The following is a 19,688-nucleotide window of genomic DNA, read 5'->3' on the forward strand; positions in this document are numbered from 1 at the left end:
GCCCATGTGAGAGTAGGTCATCGTCAGCTCTCTATTCCTAGATAACCCCCAACGTTAATTCGTTGGGGGTTTTCTTTCGTGTGACGTTTTATGTCGTCGTTTATTTTTATTATTATTTTCTCTACCTGAATGGAAATATCTATTAAAGTGGTTTTGTGCATTATATCTATATTGTTGATTGGTACTAACAGTGTTAGATTTACAGGATATTTAACGATTATATCTGATAGGAAATGTATTACTATCCGTCATGGAAGTTTGCACTGCGTCAGGCAATTAAGGTAAGGAAGGAAAACAAGTGAAAGCTAAATTTGCAGGTATTCAATATTTAGGCGAAAGCAGTATTACGCAAACATGTAAAAAGGCAGTAATACAGCTCATATATTCTGGTGAAAATATACAAGACGTAAAAATACTTACCTTTGAAGATACGTATTCAAAAGCTCATGCATTGTTGTTAACCATTGAATATGATATTCAAATAATAATTAAAGGTGGTTTTGCCTCTGGTTATAACGGAGAGGGACCAAAAGGATATGCATGTGTCTTAAATTTGTTGAGGCAGTATACAGATAATATAAACGAATATATCATTCCTAAATCAATTTTTGAACGTATATCTAGCTCAAGTCTAACAGTGAAAGATTTAGAATATATCGATAATATTGAACGAGTTCGTCCTGCTAGGTGGTATGATTCTGCTTACCTTTACAAGGAATGCGAGCACAATGTTTTTAGTGAGTTTCCTCTCACTATTCCTATGGCTTTGCTGGATACACGCCTTATTGAACTGGCGTTGAATTTTAATACAAGTCCAGACAATGCGATCATGAGTGCATACCGAAAGATTGAAACTATAGTCAGAGAGCGAACTGGCTTAGAACACGAAAGTAGCACGAAGCTGTTTGCAAAAGCCTTTCAAGGTGATGATTCAGTTTTGTACTGGGAGAACTTAGATTCAGGTGAATCTAAAGGGAGAGCTTCTTTGTTTGCTAGTGTATTCATGGCTTATCGTAACAATCGAGCACATCAAGAACCTCGCCATAATTTGAGCGATGATATTCGAGAATTCATGCTAATAAATCAGTTATTCATTTTAGAAAGTGAATCAGTAGTTAGGCAAGATTAAAAGAATGAAGTCGTAATATACTGTATTTGAGTAGAGTTCTTATCGCTTAATAGCTCTGCCACCTAGTAAAATATTGTATGGAATTATTAGAGAGTCTACCTATGAATTGGATTGCAGAAAATAAAGAGTGGCTTTTTAGCGGAGTAGCGATTGCTCTACCTTTGGGTTTAATTGGGTTGTTTGTTGCAGTTTTAGGACTATTCGTCTCGAGTAAAAAAAATAAGCAAGTACAAAAAAGTGGCGATAACTCAAATAATATACAGGTTGGAGGAAACATAAATATAGGAGATAAGAAAAATGATGGATAAGCAAAGCCAAAAAGCAGGTAATAATTCTAGTAACTTCCAAGCTGAAAATATGACACTTGTGATGGGTATAGATGAAAAACGTGCTCGTGAGGTTTTTCAAGAAATGAATTTACGGTTGAAAGAGAACTACTCTGAAGAGGCAATGAAAATCGCTCAAATTAGAATTGATGAGTTTGAGAGTAGACTAATGCCTAAGATGGAAAGTTTAGAAGGTGCTTTAGAAGCATTTGCAGATCCAAGCTTTCAATTATTACTTGTTGAGGCTCAAAAAACCGCGGCTGCTACTGAAAGACCCGTTGACTATGAACTTCTTTCCGAATTGTTAGTACATAGATTCCAAAAAAGAGAAAATAGAGTAGCACGTGCAGGAATCAATCGTGCTGTAAAAATCGTAGATGAAATAGACGATGATGCCTTACTTGGATTAACGGTGTTCCATACAATAAATAGTTTTTTTCCAGTAACAGGAGATATATTTCAAGGATTAGACGTTTTAAATGAATTATTCGAGAAAATTTTATATGGAAGTTTGCCTTTGGGTAGAGATTGGCTAGATCACTTAGATATATTAGACGCTGTGCGTTTGAGTTCAATTGGTACCCTAAGGAAAATAGAGGAGTATTACCCTGAACAATTATATGGATATGTAGATGTAGGAATAAAGAAAAATTCTGAAAATTTTGATAGAGCAATGAGTATTATTGAAGCAAATGAGTTACCTAAAAGCATTATAACTGAGCATGCTTTGAACTCTGAATTTGTAAGAGTACCTATTTCAAATAGACAGCAGATTGAATCTCTTGTCTTAACAAAACAGCTTTTTCAGCAAGGGTTTCTTGTTCCTAAGTCTGTAGCTTTATCAAATAGTCAGAAAAAAGCAGTCAACATGATATATGATCTTTATTCGCAAGATATAAATATTAAGAATGAAAATATTCGATTATTTATAGAACACTGGGATGACAGAGCTAGTTTAAATACTCTTAAGAAGTGGTGGAATAGTATAAATATAGGTGCTGAAGTTACTTCTGTAGGAAGAGTATTGGCTCATTCCAATGCACAAAGATGCGATAAAAACCTTCCATCGCTTGATTAAAATATATTTTTGAACAGTAATATTCATACTGTTTTATAGTTTATAAAGGGCACGATATGACAACCTCAAAAGTCACCTACCAAGGCGACCTACGCACTACCGCCATCCACCTACAGTCGAATAATCAAATCATTACCGATGCACCAATAGATAATCAGGGTAAGGGTGAAGCCTTTTCACCGACTGATTTATTGGCAACCAGCTTAGCCAGTTGTATGTTGACCATTATTGGTATCAAAGCTCGTGATATGGAGATTGATATCGCAGGTACTACCGCTGAAGTAACGAAAGTAATGGCAGCTGACCCCAGACGTGTCAGCGAAGTACATGTTGCCATTACTTTTAATCAAAATCTAGATGATAAAACGCAAAAAATATTCTATAACACTGCGCTTACTTGCCCAGTTGCGAAAAGTATTCATCCTGATATCATTCAAAAAGTGACTATTAATTCTAAGAGCTATTGATTCCAAGAACTACTGATTCCAAGAACTACTAATTCCAAAAACTAGTAACCTCTATAATGGTGATTAATATGGCTACCAAAACCTTGCTTATCGTTGCTCATGCACCATCGCCTAATACCAAAAAATTAGCACAAGCGGCTTATGATGGTGCCAATCATCCCGATATAGATATCAATGTCATATTGAAGTCGCCACAAGATACCCAGCCTGCAGATGTGTTGGCTGCTGATGCGCTACTCCTAGGTACTACTGAGAACTTGGCTTATATGGCTGGAATGACCAAGGACTTCTTTGATCGCTGTTACTATCCGGTGTTAGAGAAGAAGCAGGGCATGCCGTTCGCGTTATATATTCGAGCAGGGCATGATGGTACGGGCACTAAACTTGCTATGAAGACGATTACCACTGGACTGCGTTGGGAATGGATTCAAGAAGCTCTGATTTTACAAGGTGATTGGCAAGAGGCATTTACTGAGCAAGTCGAAGAGCTTGCTATGACACTAGCAGCTGGGGTAGAAGCGGGTATTTATTAGTTTTTTTAATGCTTTGCTTGTAGTCATTATTCCTATCAAAGCTGTGATAACGAAGGCATATAAGGATATTAGCAGTGTTTAATAATGATTTAGATAATAGCCAATCTATTGCTCCTACCGGAATACCATTTTCTCAAGCATGTGAAAATAATAAACAGCCAATTTTGGATGTTTTACAGCAAGAGTTGAAAGACTCTACCCATGTATTAGAAGTAGGATCAGGGACGGGTCAGCATAGCGTTTATTTTGCGCCAAGATTGACCCATTTAACATGGCAGACCAGTGATGTGTTAGCCCATCATGCGACTATTAATGCTTGGCATGCTGCTTATCCTGCGCCCAATTTATATGCACCACTGGCTTTTGATTTGGCAGTGGATTCATTACCGATGAGTCTTGCTAGCAATCAGCCCTATGATGCGGTATTTACTGCTAACACTCTGCATATCATCTCATGGTTGCTGGTTGAGCAATTATTTAAGTTAGTAGGTGAGGCTTTACCTATAAATGGAAAGTTAATCGTATATGGACCATTTAATGAAAACGGACATTATACCAGCGCGGGTAATCAGCAGTTTGATAGTAGTCTCAGGCAACGCGACGCAAAGAGCGGCATTCGTCATTTAGAAGACATAATAGCTTTGGCAAAAACACATCATCTAAACCTATCTGATAAATATGCGATGCCAGCCAATAACCAGCTATTGGTATTTCAAAAAATTAGATAATGAAGCTTTGGCATAAAAAGACCTCTTAATTACGATTGATTGAGAGGTCTTTTTATTTAGAGCTACTTATGTTGTTTACATACAGTCAAATTACTTATAGGCTTCTGCTAAAAAATCTAAATAACGTTTCCAAGAACGCTCATCAGCACGGGCATCATATCTATCGCTTCCGAACACACTAAATGCATGTGGCGCACCACTATAGGTTAGCATCTCATGTGGCACTTTTGCCGCTTCTAACGTCTTACCCAAAGTGGCAAAGCTTTCAAGGGAAACGGATTCATCCGCAGAGCCATGAAATACCAATATCTCGCCAGTCGTCTTATCATAACTTTGACCTATTGGGGTGTCAAAGGCACCATGGAAAGGGACAAACGCTTTTTGTGGGAATCCTGAGCGTGCTAACTCTAAAGCAACCGTACCGCCAAAACAATAGCCCATCGTTACACCTGTGCGTGCATCATTGCCTTGCGCTTGACCAGCGTTCAATGCGCCTTGAAGTAAGCGGCGCATTTTGCTGCGATCGTCATATAGTGCACCGGTTAGGCGTTTATTATCTTCAATAGTTGTCGGGCGGATACCTTTCCCGAACATATCAGCAGCCAGTACGTTATAGCCCTCACTTGCCAACATATCAGCGCGCTTGCGCTCATAATCGGTGAGCCCATCCCAATCATGAATCAGTAATATAAATGGCGCATTGGGTTTATCGGCTTTGGCGTAATAGCCCTCATAGGGTTGATTATCTACCGTATAAGTGACATTTTTAGTGGTAATCGCTGCCGCTGTTTGGCTAAGTAGTAGTGCTGTTAAGCCTACAGAGGCGCTGTACAATAGTTTTTCGCCGTAGCGCTTAGATGATTTAATAGAAGTGGATGTGAATGTCATGGGTAGCCTCATTATGTTAGTTAAAAAATGTCAGTGAAAAATAGCCTATTTCAAAACCGATCCACCCTTTTAACCCTAATGAGCAGACACCTTTTACAGGATAGCGTAAAGAATAACAACATAACAACGCTATATTGTTAAAAATAATAAGTGTTTCTATCGTTTATAAATTTAACTAATGCCTGATTTTCTTAACCAAATATCAACACGCTTAACCATATAGTTGACATACCTGAGCAAAATTTTTGAGTAAGATAATTGTTGAGCTCAGCATTGCTATCTCAAGAGTGCTTGAATCAGTTTTTATCTTTAACCGTGCTACAACACAGAAAATAAACGGACATTTGAAGTAGCCACTATCGCTACGGATATAAAAACTGTGTTAGTGCTTATTAAATGGTCTAGTTATAGTCCATTTTTACTCATCAGCTAGCTAGGATATTTTATGAATAAGAATATTGATCATACTGACCCCGCTAAAGACATGAATATGGAACGTGGCAATGGTGGTGAAACCCATCAACGTGCAGGTGATGACACCAAAGTATTGACTACCCAACAGGGTGTGCCAATCTCGGACAATCAAAACTCACTCAAAGCCGGACCGCGCGGTCCAACGCTATTGGAGGATTTTGTCTTACGTGAGAAAATACATCACTTTGACCATGAGCGTATTCCTGAGCGTATTGTGCATGCGCGTGGTAGTGCCGCACACGGTTATTTTGAGCTGACCGAGTCATTAGAAGAATATACCACGGCTAAAATTTTGACTGAGATTGGAAAACAAACGCCACTATTTACGCGTTTTTCAACTGTTGCAGGTAGTAAAGGCTCAAAAGATACACCGCGTGATGTACGTGGCTTTTCAGTCAAAGTTTATACCGAAGAAGGCAACTGGGATTTGGTCGGTAATGACATGCCGATTTTCTTTATCCAAGATGCAATGAAATTTCCAGACCTTGTCCATGCAGTCAAACCTGAACCGGATCGTGGTTTTCCGCAAGCGGCGTCCGCTCATGATACGTTTTGGGATTTTGTCTCATTAAGTCCTGAAACCATGCACAACGTCATTTGGTTGATGAGTGATCGCGGGATACCACGTAGCTTACGCATGATTGAAGGTTTTGGTATTCATAGTTATCGCCTAATTAATAAAGAAGGCAAAAGTACCTTTATGCGTTTCCATTGGAAACCAGTGCTCGGCGTGCAATCAACGACATGGGATGAAGCGGTAAAAATCTCTGGTGCCGATCCTGATTATCATCGCCGCGATTTGTTTGAATCGATTAATAACGGTGATTTCCCTGAATGGGAGTTTGGTGTGCAATTATTCACGGAAGAAGAAGCCAATGACTTTCCGTTCGATCATTTAGATGCGACCAAGCTGATTCCAGAAGAAATGGTGCCCGTCAAAATCGTCGGTAAAATGGTACTAAATCGTTATCCTGATAATTTCTTTGCTGAAACAGAGCAAGTAGCTTTCTGTCCATCGCATGTACCGCCGGGTATTGATTTTAGTAATGATCCCTTATTACAAGGTCGTCTGTTCAGCTACTTGGACACTCAGTTATCGCGCTTAGGCTCACCAAATTTTGCACAAATTCCAATCAATGCACCAAAATGTCCATTTGCTAATAATCAGCAAGATGGTCATATGCAGATGCAAGTGCCAAAAACGCGTGTGCTTTATGAGCCACAAAGTCTTGATCCTACCAGACCACGTGAGAGTGTGAAGAAAGGCTTTGGATCTTTTGCTGAGACGCTAGATGATGGTGTTAAAGGTCGCGTGCGCGCTGAGAGCTTCGCGGATCATTATAGTCAGCCACGTATGTTCTATCGCAGCCAAACGACAGTTGAACAAGCACACATTGCCTCAGCCTATGCTTTTGAGCTAGGTAAAGTAGATACAGCGCATGTCCGTAGTCGTACGCTTAGTCATCTACGTAATATCGATGAAGATTTGGCAAGTCGCGTAGCAAAAGCGTTGGGTATGGAGCTGCCGGAAGCTGCTGAATCTGCCGCACCTATTCAAGATATGGAAATCTCTCCAGCCGTAAGAACGATTGGTCTGTCACCTAAGAGCTTAAAGGGTCGCATGATTGGTATTTTGGTAGCGGAAGGCTCAAAGCATAGTGAAATAGAGAAGTATGAGAAGGCAGCGCAAGCGCAAGGTGCCAGTGTCAAAATTATTGCACCGAATAAAGAAGTCAAATTGGACGATGATACCATCATACAAGCTGATGAGCGCGTAGCAGGGGGTCCATCCGTGATGTTTGATGCCGTGGTTAGTATCATCATGCCTGACCAAGCTAAGAAGTTGGCTAAAGACAGTGCTACGTTAGATTGGTTCACAGATGCTTATGTGCACTGTAAAGCGATTTCTTATTGCGGGGCAACGGACGAGTTTATCTTAAGTAAACTACCGATTGAAAAAGATGCCTTTGTCACGCCACTATCTGATGTGGACGTCTTTATTGAAAATGCCAAATCGCGCCTATGGGAACGTGAGCCAAAGGTTCGTGACTTAGCTTAATTTAGCTTAATATATTCGTATTTAAATCTCCAACAATGAACTCAGCCACTGTGCTGGGTTTTTTTATAAGAATTTTTTAGTCTTCAGCCTAAATAATTTTTAGTCACAAGCGTTCACTGAATATCACTTATAAACCGTTATTGAACGTTATAATGACCAATCATATTGCTTAATAACATCAAGAATACGGCAATGAGTAAGCTGGTTAAATATAGCCTTTGCTTTCATATATGGATATTTAAATGGCTAATATAAGCGTTATATTAGATAAAGGGATATTATGAGTTTAGTAGATATCGTTGCGATAGAGGGATATATTCAGACAACGTATATGGCGGTTTATCCTGACAAGTTATTATTATTAGATTCAGGGTGTCGATGTGATGTCGATAAGATTTTAGCGTATATCACCGACACTCTAAAACGTCCAGTTGAGCAACTTAAGACAGTCATGGTCACTCACATGCATCCCGATCATGCGGGCGGCGCTAAGCTGTTGCAGCAAAAAACTGGCTGTCAGATAGTTACCGCAATGTCCGACAAGCCTTGGTATCATGGTGTTTTGGGTAGAATTGCCCATCTGAATGATTTGGGATTGACTTATTATGTCGCCAGTCGCCAAAATAAGTCTATGACCAACGTCTGGTATCACCCCATTTTAAAAGCGGATATCACTGTTAAAGATGGTGACCGTGTGCCAAGTTTTGACGATTGGATCGTCTTGGAGACGCCAGGGCATACCGATCGAGACTTGTCTTTATGGCATCCGCAAAGCAAGCAGGCGTATACCGCCGATCTCATATTAATCATCAAAAATAGATTTGTCTCGCCTTATTTAATTACCTTACCTGACGCTTACCGTACGTCATTGGACAAGGTAAAAGCCCTGCAACCAGATACTTTATTACTGGCACATGATAAAAGAGTTAAGCTTAGCGATAAAGACTTCGAAAAATTGATAGAACGGGCACCGAATGAACCACGCAAAACAACGTTACAAAATGGTTTTAAGCTCATGCTTGCACAAGTTAAATTTGCTCGTAAAAGAGTAGATACCCCTTAATCAAATAATACAAACAAAAAAAAGCCCAATCATTAAATGATTGGGCTTTCCTAAATATGGTGGGCCGACCGCGACTCGAACGCGGGACCAATTGATTAAAAGTCAACTGCTCTACCAACTGAGCTATCGGCCCTGAGCGAGGATAAAACGAAGCACTGCTTCGTCTGAGCGCAAGAGAATTTACATTTTCGTAAATTCTAAAAACTCAGCATCCAAGCTAGGTTTGCATTTACTGCAAGATAAATTTCCTTAAAGAGAAATTTATTAAAACTAGACATCAAAAAGGATGTCTTTAAACTTATTACATCACTACCGGATAGAGTAGCATACATAACAAGCGTAATACTAAAGATGGTGGGCCGACCGCGACTCGAACGCGGGACCAATTGATTAAAAGTCAACTGCTCTACCAACTGAGCTATCGGCCCTGAAGAGTATAAAAAAAGCACTGCTTTTTTGACTCTACAAGTGAAAATTCTTTTAAGGGAATTTTCGGTAAGTTTAAGGTCTTTATTTATCGACTGCTCAATATCAAAAGAGGCATCAAACTCGTTTCACATTTAGATAATTTGTATCTCTAAACGTGAGAGCACATTATATATATAATTAAGACAAATACAACCCCGAATCAGCAAAAAAGTTAAAAATCTTAGATAATAATGAATGTTTTTTAACTTTGACTCTTATTTGGCTATCGAGTCACCTATTATCGCGGATAGTTTGTTATTTTAAAAATGATGTTTGAAAATTTTTGCTTAAAATCTTACTAATCTCTAGAGAGCGCTTCAACAGGATCCAATTTGGCGGCATTACGGGCAGGCAAGAATCCAAATACCACGCCAATAAGTGTCGAACAAACAAAGGCGGCAATAATGGAGGTCGAAGAATAAATGACTTTAAAGCTATCACCACCAACACGGTTAATCAGTTCGCCAATAGCAAACGCCATACCAATGCCTAATAAACCACCTAATATACAGACTAAAATAGCTTCAATCAAAAACTGCTGCATGATATCGCTTTGACGAGCACCGACTGCCATACGTACGCCAATCTCATTGGTGCGCTCGGTCACGGATACCAACATGATATTCATGACGCCAATACCGCCGACAATCAGCGAGATAATGGCGATAGAGGATATCAGCAAGGTCAATGCTGCCGTTGTAGACTCAATGGTTTGACGGATAGAGTCGGAGTTACGTATGCGAAAATCATCGGTACCGTGACGGCTTGTCATCAGATCTGAGATGGCAGACTCAGCGGCAGAAGAGGAGATGTTATTATCAATCAGCGCAATAAAACTCTCGATATAGGCGCTGCCTATGAGCCGTGACATCATGGTGGTATAGGGCATATATAAAGTAGGGGTGTCGACGCTTCTACTAAACCCGCCTTCGTTTGGCTCCAGTACTCCAATCACGCGTCCAGGAACACTTCCTATTAATAGTACCTCACCAATAGGGTTTGCTATAGTAGGAAAGAAAGTTTTATGTGCATTGCTGTCGATAATAATATCTTGGGTGCGGCGTAAGATACTTTGTTCATCAAAGCCTTGACCCATTGCCAATGTTTCACCGCTGACATCGAGATAATCTTTACCTACTCCGCTGATACTGGCGGCTTCTTGGATGTTACGATAGCGGACGCTCATATTGCTATTCAGCTGTGGACTGACACTAAGCACATAAGGCTGATCTGCGACCGCTTGGGCATCCTGAGGGGTCAAGTTATCATCATTATACTGACGTCTAGGATCGCCGTAAGGGTAGCCGTCGGTGACGGTGATGGTATTGGTACCTAGTGAGCTAATATTGGACAAAATCTGCTCTTGTGAGCCTTTACCGAGTCCAACGACCGATACCACAGAGGCGATACCAATGATGATACCTAGCATTGTCAGCAGAGTACGCATTTTGTGCGCACGCATAGCAAGTAAAGACATTTTAAACGATTCAAGCAAGCGGTCGATAAAGCTGCCAAAAGCACTTTTACGGTGTTTGTCTATTATCGACGCAGGTTGTGCTGCTGGACGCTGATAGTCTTCGTTTTTATAATCGGCAATGATATAACCGTCTTTGATTTCAATCACGCGTTCAGCTTGAGCAGCAAGACTGGGGTCATGCGTTACCATAATAATGGTATGACCTTGCGCATTTAAGTCTTTTAAAATTTGTACGACATCTTTGCCTGACTTGCTATCTAGCGCGCCTGTCGGCTCATCCGCTAGGATAATATCACCGCCGTTCATCAATGCCCTTGCGATGGACACACGCTGCTGCTGACCACCCGATAACTGGCTTGGGCGATTATTGACTTTGTCCGCCAGTCCCAAGTCTGATAAGAGCTTTTCGGCACGTTCATTGCGCGCTTGCCCGTCCATCCCTGCATAGACGGCAGGCACAGAGACATTGTCACGGGCACTGATGTCACCCAATAGATGGTAACGCTGAAAAATAAAACCAAAGTGTTCACGGCGCAGTTTTGCCAGTTCATCAGGAGCTAAACGATTCACGTATTGACCAAATACTTGATAATCGCCGGCAGTCGCTTGATCCAAGCAGCCCAAAATATTCATCAAGGTTGATTTGCCTGAGCCTGATTGTCCAATAATAGCCACCATCTCGCCTTGATGGATGGTTAGATTGATATCGTGCAATACACGAATGGTCTGCTCGCCCGCTTTAAACTCTCTAATCAAGCCTTTGACTTGCATCAAAGGCTTATCAGTGTCGGCGTTAGCATAAAGATCTTGGCTGCTCATTTACTATCCTGCTTATCTTAATCAATATCAAAGCTGATTTGTCGCTCGTTTGAATGTCTTTTAAATCTTGTTATGTTTGAGTCTAGAGTTCGGACTAAAATGGTCGGCCGCCTCTGCCACCACCGCCTTTACTGCCACTATCTGGTCCTTCCTCGCTTAAGATAACCTCGTCACCTTTTTTAAGACCGCTCAATATCTCCGCATTGACGCGGTTATTGATACCAACTGTGACAGCTTGTTCAACCACTGTGCCATCAGCTTTAAGAACGCGTACATTTGCCATAGTCGCCGTAGAATCACTGTCAACATTCGTCACAGTATTCTTAGTACTAACATTTTTTGAATTTTTAGATTTTCCAGTTTTACCGGCAGGTTGCAGTGCGGCAGAAGGGATAAGTAGCGCATCTTTGGCTTGGTTAATGACAATATAAACTTGCGCGGTCATATCGATACGAAAGCGGCGCTCGGTATTGGGCACTTCGATATAACCAACGTAATAAATGGCGGCATCGGTCGAGCTGGTATCACTGATTTTTTCAGGAGCCGGTTCAATAGCTTTAAGGATCGAATCATATTTTTGGTCGGGATTACCGATGATATTAAAATAAACAGGTAAGCCTGCTTTGACATTAATGACGTCAGCTTCAGAGATTTGAGCATTGATGCGTACGGTAGATAAATCAGCTAAGGTAACAATGGTCGGTGCACTTTGATTGGCATTGACCGTCGTCCCTTGCTCAGTCGTTACCGATACTACAGTACCTGACATCGGCGCGCGAATGGTGGTGTAGCTTAAATCTTCTTGCGCGGTGCTGACGTTGGTTTGAGATTTACGTAATGCTGCCTGCTGGCTGTTAATATTCGCTGCAGTAGTGGCAATAGCGGCTTTAGCAGTATCGATAGAGGCACGCGCATTGGCGACTGCTGCCTGCGCAGTTTGTACCTTTGTCCCTTGAGTATCATAATCCTGCTGTGATATCGCGTCGATAGCGAGTAAGCCTTGCAAGCGTGAAAAATCTGCTTGCGCTTGTCTTAACTCAGCTTGGCGGCTGGCAAGATCTGCCTGCGCACTTTTTAAACCTGCTTGACGACTTAACGACTCAGCTCGTGCACTTTGTAGCGCCGCTTCACTTTGCTCAAGGCTTGCTTGCTCATTGCTCAGGCTGTTCTTCTGCGTTACTTGGTCAATCTGCGCAATCAAATCGCCTTTTTGCACTTCATCACCGACTTCAACGAATAGTCGCGTCACTTCACCAGATACTTGCGCACCAACATCGACGGTATTTAAAGCCTTAACTTTACCCGATGCCATAACGTTATTTTCGATATCGCCAATCTCAGCAGTCGCCGTTAGATAGTTGGGTGTTACTTCTTTTGGTTTTAAGGTTTTGTAGGCTAAAACCCCTAAAGCGATAATGACGAGGGCAATAATGCCCCATTTAATAGCAGAGTTTTTGCTAATTTTGCGCATGACGACAATCCAATAACAAGAAAATCAAATGTAACTATAATAGAGGCTCGATGGACAAAAGGGAATGGGAGTTAGTTTGCGAAAGGTTAAGAAGAAATATTGAGGCAGGTTTTGCAGAGGAGATTTGGATTTGTGCAGGAAGTTTATCGTTGAAAAAGCAGGTTAAGAAATAATATCGTTATTAGAGGTACTATTGGTTACTGACTGATAAATAACTAAGAATTCATCACTTTGGTTATTTAGTAGGGAACAAACGTTTTCCTGATAATTCTAACGCAGCTTGTAGTAATAGCTCCCATGCTGGCTGGATGATAAGACCTTTGATTGCCTGATCACAGCGATAAAGCAGAGCAGGCCACGCAGCTGTTTGCGCTTTTGCCTGACGACGACAGGCTTGCTGATATAAGCCTTGTTTACTGCGCCAAATACCTAAGGCTTGCGGATCTTGTCCATCCATCAGTTGCATGATTTGCCGCATGTCTTTACTGATTGCCCATAACACCAGTGTCGTTGGCTCATCCGTGGCTTTGAGCTGAAATATGATTTTAGCGACTTGGGCACTATTGCCAGCAAGCATCGCATCGGACAAATCAAACACGCTAAACTGCGCATCGCTGACCAATGCCGCTTGTAAGTCATTAATACCTAGTGCGACCTGTGATAGGTGCGGGCTAGAGTTTGTAGTTTCTTGAATGGCAGCATCATTATTTGCCATGAGTTGTGGGGCAAACAAATAAGATAAGCGCCATAAGGTTTGATAGGCACTGAGCAAATGATGTTCAGTATGTGACATGAGTAGCTGCCACGCTTCTTGCGATAGCTTTAAGCCAAACTGCTGCGCTTGTATCTGCAATAACTGCTGACGCTGCTGCTCATTATACAAATTACAGTCGATGACGTGACCATATTGCGCAAATGGCGTAAACCACTTGCTGCTCTGAGCGCGTTTGTCTTGTTTTGGGGTCAACCATAATAAGCTATGACTGTGGCTACCTGCTTGAGCGTCCTGTGCAAAGCGTTCAAGTTCTATAATGACTGCCTTATCAGGTTTATGGTTGCCTGTGACAATCAAGGCACTAGCATCATCAAATAAAGACTGGCTGCCAAGCTCTGACAATACTTCTTGCCAGCTCTTAACCGATATAAGCTCAATACGCTTAATGGCGTAATTCTGCGCGCGCCAATGTGGACGCAGCGCATCGATGAGCCATTGACTTAATAATGGCTCGTCACCATGTGCTAGCCACAAGCCTGCTACAGCAACTGAGGATCGCTGTAGCTTTGGATAAGCTTGTATAAAAGTATCTTGCATAAAATACTGACGCACACAAAGTTGTGAATAAAAAAGCAAAGCCAAAAAATTGCTAAGCTACATTTGAGCCATATTAAGGTTTGGGTACAAGAATCGCCGTAACGCCTGTACCTTTACCGATTTGCGCAGAAGTAGTGGCGCTGGCAGGTGTTACCTTTGGCAGGGCAATCGCGACATATTGATCGGTGATACGTCTTGCTAAACTGTCATAGAGCCATTCACGAATTTGATCACCTTGCTGATCGTCGGTGCTCACTGACGCTTCGTTATACTGATAGCTACGTTCAACTTGAATCGGATTACTGAGCGTTACAGGCTTACCATTATCTATGCTTTGATAGCTAACATCGGCTGATATCACCAAGCGAATTTCTGTTAATACGCCGACCAATTCATAACGCTTAAAACGTACGTTATTGACGGTAATCGCAGCGATGGTTTCAGCGCCTACGTTTTGATTGTTACTAGCGACATCCGTCAATGTCATGTTAGTAATGACATTAACGCCCAATGCCTCAAGGCGTTTTGTGAGAGGCAGCTTTAGTGGGAATGCGGTGCGATTATCTTCGATAATTACCGCGGTCTTCGCCACATCAAACAGCATGGGCGCATCATAACCGCGTAGTTGAAAGCCGCAGCCACTAAGACTGGCAGTCGCCCCGACGATGGCAAGCATTGGCAAAGATGCAAGTAATGCGGTCGCTAGTTTCTGTCTATTCGACTTATTAGGCATGTGCTTTTTCCCTTACATGTTGTTTGATATGACGGCATAGCATGGTGCTTATCCGTCATAATCGCTATTCTTATTATGATAAGAAAACCTAAAATATCCGCGTTTAATTATCTCTAGCCAGCAACCACGATATTAACCAGTTTATTAGGTACGACGATCTCTTTTTTGATATCACCGGTCAGGAACTTTGCCACACCTTCAATCGCGCGTGCCTGTGCTTTTAGCTGCTCAGGGTCGCTATTAGGTGCCACATCCATTTTGCCGCGCATTTTTCCATTGACCTGAATCACCATGGTAATCATATCTTGTACCAATGCACTTTCATCGACCATAGGGTAATTTAAGGTGACGGTATCAAGCCCTAATTGCTCAAGTAAATGCTCACCAATGTGTGGCGCATATACCGATAGCATAATCAATAAATCAGTCAAGGCTTCGTGCTGTACTTGCAGCTCTTGCTCGCTATTAGCTTTAAAGTTGCTCAGCTCATTAGCAAGTTCCATCAAGCTAGAGACAGGGGTATTTAGTGCTAGGCGTTTACCCAAGTCACTATCAATCTTGCCAATGGTTTCATGCGTCTTACGGCGCAAGGCTTTAGCTTCTTTGCTTAAGCTATCCGTATTTAAGGTATCACTATTGAGCGATTCAAGACTTAAGTTGGCATCAGTTAACGCTTGGATATGCTCAGAAGCAATGCGCCATACTTTTTTAACAAAGTTATAAGGACCTTTGAGCGCGTCATCTGACCATTCAAGCGTTTGATCCGCAGGGGCTGTAAACAAAGTATATAGACGAACGGTATCAGCGCCATATTTATCAATGGTAAGCTGCGGGTCGACACCATTATTTTTTGACTTTGACATTTTTTCGATTTTGCCAATCGTTACCGGCTGTCCATCTGATTTTAGGATGGCTTTAATCGGCTGACCGCGCTCGTTAAAGTCAATATCGATGTCTTCGGTAAAGTAATAAGTGGTACTGCCATCGCTATTCACGCGGTAGAAAGTACCTGCAAGTACCATTCCTTGAGTCATCAAATTGGCAAATGGCTCATCGCCTGATACCAAGTTTTCATCACGCATGAGCTTGTGGAAGAAGCGCGCATAAAGCAGATGCATCACCGCATGCTCGACACCACCGATATATTGGTCAACTGGCAACCATTTATTGGCGGCAGATTTATTGACCATATTGGTTGTATCGTGTGGGCTGGCAAAGCGCGCATAGTACCAGCTTGATTCTACAAAGGTATCAAAGGTATCGGTTTCGCGCTCAGCAGGATTGCCACATTTAGGGCAAGTGGTATTCACAAATTCTGGGATATTTTTTAGTGGATTGCCACGACCGTCAGGGACGACATCAGTCGGTAAGACAACTGGCAAATCTTGTTCTTCAACTGGCACGGTGCCGCAATGCTCGCAGTTGACCATTGGGATAGGGCAGCCCCAATAACGCTGGCGTGAAACACCCCAATCACGGAGACGGTATTGAATTTTTTTCTTGGCAAGCTCCTGAGGCTCAAGCTTAGCAAGCATGGCTTCAAACGCTTGCTCAAAGTCCATGCCATCAAATTCGCCTGAATTGACTAGAGTATTGCGCTCGGTATAAGCACGATTGCTCTCAGTATTATTCGCTTCGGCGTCAGCTTCTACCTTATCAAAATACCCTGCAGGAATGTCAATGACTTGCTTAATCGGTAAGTTATATTTGGTTGCAAACTCATAGTCGCGTTCATCGTGAGCAGGTACTGCCATTACCGCACCTGAGCCATAGCTCATAAGTACATAATTGGCAACCCAAACAGGCACTTCTTCGCCAGTCAATGGATGGGTCACAGTTAGGCCAGTATCCATACCAATTTTTTCGGCTTTAGCAAGGTCTGCCTCAGCGACTGAGCCTTTCTTGCAAAGGGCACAAAACTCTGCAATCGCTTTATTATTCTCGGAGGCATATTGGGCTAGCGGGTGCTCTGCGGCCACTGCCACATAAGTGACACCCATCAAGGTATCAGGACGAGTGGTAAAGACGTCTAAGCTATTGCTTTGACCAGCCAGCTCATAAGGGAAATGGACTTCCATACCGGCACTACGACCAATCCAGTTACGCTGCATGGTTAGCACTTCAGACGGCCAATGACCTTCTAACTGGTCTAAATCATCAAGCAGCTCATCAGCATAATCGGTGATGTTAAAGTAATACATTGGGATATCGCGCTTCTCGACCATTGCACCACTACGCCAGCCTTTACCATCGATGACTTGCTCATTGGCTAATACAGTATTGTCGATTGGATCCCAGTTGACGGTTGCAAGCTTTTTATAGACCAAGCCTTTTTTATATAACTGCAAAAACAACCACTGCTCCCACTGATAATATTCAGGGCTACAAGTGGCAAATTCACGTGACCAGTCAATAGACAAGCCAAGCAATTTTAGCTGGGCGCGCATACTGTCGATATTCTCAAACGTCCACTTGGCAGGCGGCGTCTGATTGGCAATCGCGGCGTTTTCTGCTGGCAAGCCAAAACCATCCCAGCCCATTGGCTGCATGACTTCATAACCTTTAAGGCGATAATAACGGCTTAATACATCAGAAATAGTATAGTTGCGCACGTGACCCATATGCAGCTTACCACTTGGGTACGGAAACATAGACAGCATATAACGGCTTGGCTTATCGCTTGGCTCATTGCTGACTTCAAAACGCTTATCTGTTGCCCATTTGGCTTGCTGCTGCGCTTCGATAAGTTGCGGCTGATATTGGGTCTTGTCGCTAGAAGTATTATTAGTATGGTTAGTATTAGCAGTTTCTGCTGTTACGGCATTGGTCATAGTTGGCTCGGAATCGGTTATTACAGATAAATGGGGTGAAATTTTATAATGCCATAGCATAGCTTAATTTGGCGAAAATTGCGACGATAGGATGTCGCCTTTCATTGATTACCTAGTGGCTTTTCAGCTTATATTCGGCGCTTGCCGATATCTACATTTGCCATGTGCCAGCTTCAAGCATTATTTGAGTATAATAAACAGTAACGTTCATTGACAAGGAGACATTATGACCATCACTATTTACGGTATCAAATCTTGTAGCACCATGAAAAAAGCCTTTACCAAGCTTGATGAGTTGGGCGTTAGCTATAACTTTCATGATTATAAAAAACAAGATATTGATAAAGAAACGATACAGCGCTGGGTGGATAGCCTAGGTATTGATAAAGTATTAAACAAACGCGGAACGACATGGCGTAAGCTAGAAGATGCTCAAAAGCAAGCGGCGGATAGCGATGTGGATAAATCCATTGATTTACTCATTGAAAATACCAGTATGATTAAGCGTCCGATAGTTGAAGGTGAGCTGACTGATAAAAATAAGCCGATATTATTATGTGGCTTTGATGAAGCCGAGTTTGATAAAGTTTTTTCGTAAAAGACTACTGCTACCATCAATAAAGCCCGAGCTAAGAACCTCTTAGCTCGGGCTTTGTAACACCTAAAATAAACCAAATCACACTTGCGAGCCATATAAGCAAGACGTAAAAGCGAATTTGTTCGGCATTCCAATCTAGTGCAAACCACTCAATGAGGAAAAATGACTTCCACCCTTCTATCCATTTTGCGCCACCATAGCCAATAATCCACCAGCAGTACAGGCTTTCTAAGATAAAAAGTAGACACCAAAGCCACAATGCCATGATTTACTCCTGCTATTCTGCCAATGATTAGCCTAGATCTCGACTGATTAATGTACCAACACCTTCGTTGGTAAAAATCTCTAACAGCGTCGCATGCGGTACGCGGCCATCGACGATAACAGCACTTTTTACGCCGCTACGAACGGCATCAAGCGCACATTGAATTTTAGGAATCATGCCGCCTGAAATCGTACCATCTTCAATTAGGCTGTCCACAGTCTTAGGCGTCAAACCAGTGACGACTTCGCCATCACGACCCAATACCCCTTTGATATTGGTTAATAGCATGAGTTTCTCTGCCTGCAAGAATTCGGCGACTTTACCAGCAACCAAATCGGCATTGATATTATAAGTATTGCCTTCTTCATCGACGCCAAGAGGGGCGATAACAGGAATAAAGTCAGAAGCAATCAGCATGTTAATCACGTCTTTATTGACGCTGACCACGTCCCCGACAAAGCCCAAATCTACCGGTACAGCAACACCATCTGTGCCGATTTTTTCCATCATCAATTTTTTAGCCAAGATTAAGTTGGCATCTTTACCCGTCAAGCCGATAGCGCAGCCGCCATGTTTATTGATCAAGCTCACAATCGATTTATTAACATTGCCGCCAAGTACCATCTCGACGATATCCATGGTGTCCTTGTCAGTAACGCGCATCCCATCGATACGGTCTGAGTGCCGCCCAAGCTCTTTTAATAAATTATCCACTTGTGGACCGCCACCATGTACGACCACAGGATGCATACCAACAGTTTTGAGTAGGACGATATCTCGGGCAAATGAGCTTTCAAGCGCAGGATCGGTCATGGCATTGCCGCCGTATTTGACCACAATGATTTTATCGACGAAGCGTTGAATATAGGGCAGGGCGGTGGTCAAGACTTCAGCAGTAATTTTGGCTTCATCTAAATTCAAGGTCATTATAAACTCCTAAAATACGGTGTTAAGCGATTGGTTGTTGTT

At 42.1% G+C, this 19,688-nt stretch carries 17 protein-coding genes and 2 tRNA genes; 9 read left to right on the forward strand and 10 right to left on the reverse strand.

The window, feature by feature from the left end:
• Positions 1 to 298 precede the first annotated feature (298 nt).
• The 6 genes from JMX89_RS11560 (at position 299) to JMX89_RS11585 (ending at position 4,261) form a co-directional block, all read left to right on the forward strand.
• Positions 299 to 1,129 (forward strand): TIGR02391 family protein, encoded by an 831-nt coding sequence (locus JMX89_RS11560; protein ID WP_201532452.1) that lies wholly within the window; start codon positions 299 to 301, stop codon positions 1,127 to 1,129.
• Between the two features lie 101 nt (positions 1,130 to 1,230).
• The gene (locus JMX89_RS11565; protein ID WP_201532453.1) at positions 1,231 to 1,437 is read left to right on the forward strand and encodes a hypothetical protein; all 207 of its coding nucleotides are present in this window, start codon (positions 1,231 to 1,233) and stop codon (positions 1,435 to 1,437) included.
• A complete protein-coding gene (locus JMX89_RS11570; RefSeq protein WP_201532454.1) occupies positions 1,427 to 2,533 on the forward strand; it encodes an LPO_1073/Vpar_1526 family protein in 1,107 nt (368 codons plus the stop codon). Before JMX89_RS11565 ends, JMX89_RS11570 begins: the two co-directional genes overlap by 11 nt.
• A 56-nt stretch (positions 2,534 to 2,589) precedes the next feature.
• Positions 2,590 to 3,000: an OsmC family protein gene (locus JMX89_RS11575; protein ID WP_201532455.1), complete on the forward strand. Its 411-nt coding sequence runs from the start codon at positions 2,590 to 2,592 to the stop codon at positions 2,998 to 3,000.
• Between the two features lie 68 nt (positions 3,001 to 3,068).
• Entirely contained in the window at positions 3,069 to 3,533 is a 465-nt protein-coding gene (locus JMX89_RS11580) for a flavodoxin family protein (RefSeq protein ID WP_201532456.1), read from the forward strand.
• 74 nt (positions 3,534 to 3,607) lie between these two features.
• Entirely contained in the window at positions 3,608 to 4,261 is a 654-nt protein-coding gene (locus tag JMX89_RS11585) for a DUF938 domain-containing protein (protein WP_201532457.1), read from the forward strand.
• A gap of 90 nt (positions 4,262 to 4,351) precedes the next feature.
• Here JMX89_RS11585 and JMX89_RS11590 read toward each other — a convergent pair whose 3' ends face one another.
• Entirely contained in the window at positions 4,352 to 5,149 is a 798-nt protein-coding gene (locus JMX89_RS11590) for a dienelactone hydrolase family protein (protein ID WP_201532458.1), read from the reverse strand.
• A 445-nt stretch (positions 5,150 to 5,594) separates the two neighbouring features.
• On the opposite strand from JMX89_RS11590, the gene JMX89_RS11595 reads away from it, so the two are divergent.
• Positions 5,595 to 7,682 carry a catalase gene (locus tag JMX89_RS11595; protein ID WP_201532459.1) on the forward strand — a complete coding sequence of 696 codons (2,088 nt, stop codon included), beginning with the start codon at positions 5,595 to 5,597 and terminating at the stop codon, positions 7,680 to 7,682.
• Between the two features lie 280 nt (positions 7,683 to 7,962).
• Complete coding sequence (locus JMX89_RS11600) at positions 7,963 to 8,745, forward strand: MBL fold metallo-hydrolase (protein WP_201532460.1); 783 nt, start codon at positions 7,963 to 7,965, stop codon at positions 8,743 to 8,745.
• Positions 8,746 to 8,802: 57 nt separating this feature from the next.
• On the opposite strand, the gene JMX89_RS11605 is transcribed toward JMX89_RS11600, so the two are convergent.
• The 7 genes from JMX89_RS11605 to leuS all read right to left on the reverse strand — a co-directional run bounded on the left by JMX89_RS11605 (position 8,803) and on the right by leuS (position 17,856).
• Positions 8,803 to 8,878 (reverse strand) — tRNA-Lys (locus JMX89_RS11605).
• Positions 8,879 to 9,097: 219 nt separating this feature from the next.
• A tRNA-Lys gene (locus JMX89_RS11610) sits at positions 9,098 to 9,173 on the reverse strand.
• Between the two features lie 338 nt (positions 9,174 to 9,511).
• Positions 9,512 to 11,509, reverse strand: a complete 1,998-nt coding sequence (locus tag JMX89_RS11615) for a MacB family efflux pump subunit (RefSeq protein ID WP_201532461.1) — start codon at positions 11,507 to 11,509, stop codon at positions 9,512 to 9,514.
• 94 nt (positions 11,510 to 11,603) lie between these two features.
• Positions 11,604 to 12,980, reverse strand: a complete 1,377-nt coding sequence (locus JMX89_RS11620; protein WP_201532462.1) for an efflux RND transporter periplasmic adaptor subunit — start codon at positions 12,978 to 12,980, stop codon at positions 11,604 to 11,606.
• A 235-nt stretch (positions 12,981 to 13,215) separates the two neighbouring features.
• Positions 13,216 to 14,292, reverse strand: a complete 1,077-nt coding sequence (gene holA, locus JMX89_RS11625) for a DNA polymerase III subunit delta (RefSeq protein WP_133105512.1) — start codon at positions 14,290 to 14,292, stop codon at positions 13,216 to 13,218.
• A gap of 73 nt (positions 14,293 to 14,365) precedes the next feature.
• On the reverse strand, positions 14,366 to 15,025 hold the full coding sequence (gene lptE, locus JMX89_RS11630; protein WP_201532463.1) for an LPS assembly lipoprotein LptE: 660 nt from the start codon (positions 15,023 to 15,025) through the stop codon (positions 14,366 to 14,368).
• 113 nt (positions 15,026 to 15,138) lie between these two features.
• Positions 15,139 to 17,856 carry a leucine--tRNA ligase gene (leuS, locus tag JMX89_RS11635; protein WP_227673088.1) on the reverse strand — a complete coding sequence of 906 codons (2,718 nt, stop codon included), beginning with the start codon at positions 17,854 to 17,856 and terminating at the stop codon, positions 15,139 to 15,141.
• A gap of 226 nt (positions 17,857 to 18,082) precedes the next feature.
• Here leuS and JMX89_RS11640 point away from each other — a divergent pair, with 226 nt between their 5' ends.
• Positions 18,083 to 18,454 carry a Spx/MgsR family RNA polymerase-binding regulatory protein gene (locus tag JMX89_RS11640; RefSeq protein ID WP_020442859.1) on the forward strand — a complete coding sequence of 124 codons (372 nt, stop codon included), beginning with the start codon at positions 18,083 to 18,085 and terminating at the stop codon, positions 18,452 to 18,454.
• A gap of 31 nt (positions 18,455 to 18,485) precedes the next feature.
• Here JMX89_RS11640 and JMX89_RS11645 read toward each other — a convergent pair whose 3' ends face one another.
• Both JMX89_RS11645 and argB read right to left on the reverse strand, forming a co-directional pair.
• Positions 18,486 to 18,719, reverse strand: a complete 234-nt coding sequence (locus JMX89_RS11645) for a hypothetical protein (protein WP_201532465.1) — start codon at positions 18,717 to 18,719, stop codon at positions 18,486 to 18,488.
• Between the two features lie 27 nt (positions 18,720 to 18,746).
• Entirely contained in the window at positions 18,747 to 19,646 is a 900-nt protein-coding gene (gene argB, locus JMX89_RS11650) for an acetylglutamate kinase (RefSeq protein ID WP_181210695.1), read from the reverse strand.
• Positions 19,647 to 19,688 lie beyond the last annotated feature (42 nt).

This window comes from Psychrobacter sp. DD43, from assembly GCF_904846555.1.
Taxonomy (GTDB): domain Bacteria; phylum Pseudomonadota; class Gammaproteobacteria; order Pseudomonadales; family Moraxellaceae; genus Psychrobacter; species Psychrobacter cryohalolentis.

Excerpts from the sequence above, each read along its gene's own strand:
- lptE (WP_201532463.1), bottom strand. The coding sequence starts at position 15,025 with ATGCCTAATAAGTCGAATAGACAGAAACTAGCGACCGCATTACTTGCA.
- leuS (WP_227673088.1), bottom strand. The coding sequence starts at position 17,856 with ATGACCAATGCCGTAACAGCAGAAACTGCTAATACTAACCATACTAAT.
- argB (WP_181210695.1), bottom strand. The coding sequence starts at position 19,646 with ATGACCTTGAATTTAGATGAAGCCAAAATTACTGCTGAAGTCTTGACC.
- holA (WP_133105512.1), bottom strand. The coding sequence starts at position 14,292 with ATGCAAGATACTTTTATACAAGCTTATCCAAAGCTACAGCGATCCTCA.
- JMX89_RS11575 (WP_201532455.1), top strand. The coding sequence starts at position 2,590 with ATGACAACCTCAAAAGTCACCTACCAAGGCGACCTACGCACTACCGCC.
- JMX89_RS11620 (WP_201532462.1), bottom strand. The coding sequence starts at position 12,980 with ATGCGCAAAATTAGCAAAAACTCTGCTATTAAATGGGGCATTATTGCC.
- JMX89_RS11595 (WP_201532459.1), top strand. The coding sequence starts at position 5,595 with ATGAATAAGAATATTGATCATACTGACCCCGCTAAAGACATGAATATG.
- JMX89_RS11615 (WP_201532461.1), bottom strand. The coding sequence starts at position 11,509 with ATGAGCAGCCAAGATCTTTATGCTAACGCCGACACTGATAAGCCTTTG.
- JMX89_RS11590 (WP_201532458.1), bottom strand. The coding sequence starts at position 5,149 with ATGACATTCACATCCACTTCTATTAAATCATCTAAGCGCTACGGCGAA.
- JMX89_RS11570 (WP_201532454.1), top strand. The coding sequence starts at position 1,427 with ATGATGGATAAGCAAAGCCAAAAAGCAGGTAATAATTCTAGTAACTTC.
- JMX89_RS11645 (WP_201532465.1), bottom strand. The coding sequence starts at position 18,719 with ATGGCATTGTGGCTTTGGTGTCTACTTTTTATCTTAGAAAGCCTGTAC.
- JMX89_RS11600 (WP_201532460.1), top strand. The coding sequence starts at position 7,963 with ATGAGTTTAGTAGATATCGTTGCGATAGAGGGATATATTCAGACAACG.
- JMX89_RS11565 (WP_201532453.1), top strand. The coding sequence starts at position 1,231 with ATGAATTGGATTGCAGAAAATAAAGAGTGGCTTTTTAGCGGAGTAGCG.
- JMX89_RS11580 (WP_201532456.1), top strand. The coding sequence starts at position 3,069 with ATGGCTACCAAAACCTTGCTTATCGTTGCTCATGCACCATCGCCTAAT.
- JMX89_RS11640 (WP_020442859.1), top strand. The coding sequence starts at position 18,083 with ATGACCATCACTATTTACGGTATCAAATCTTGTAGCACCATGAAAAAA.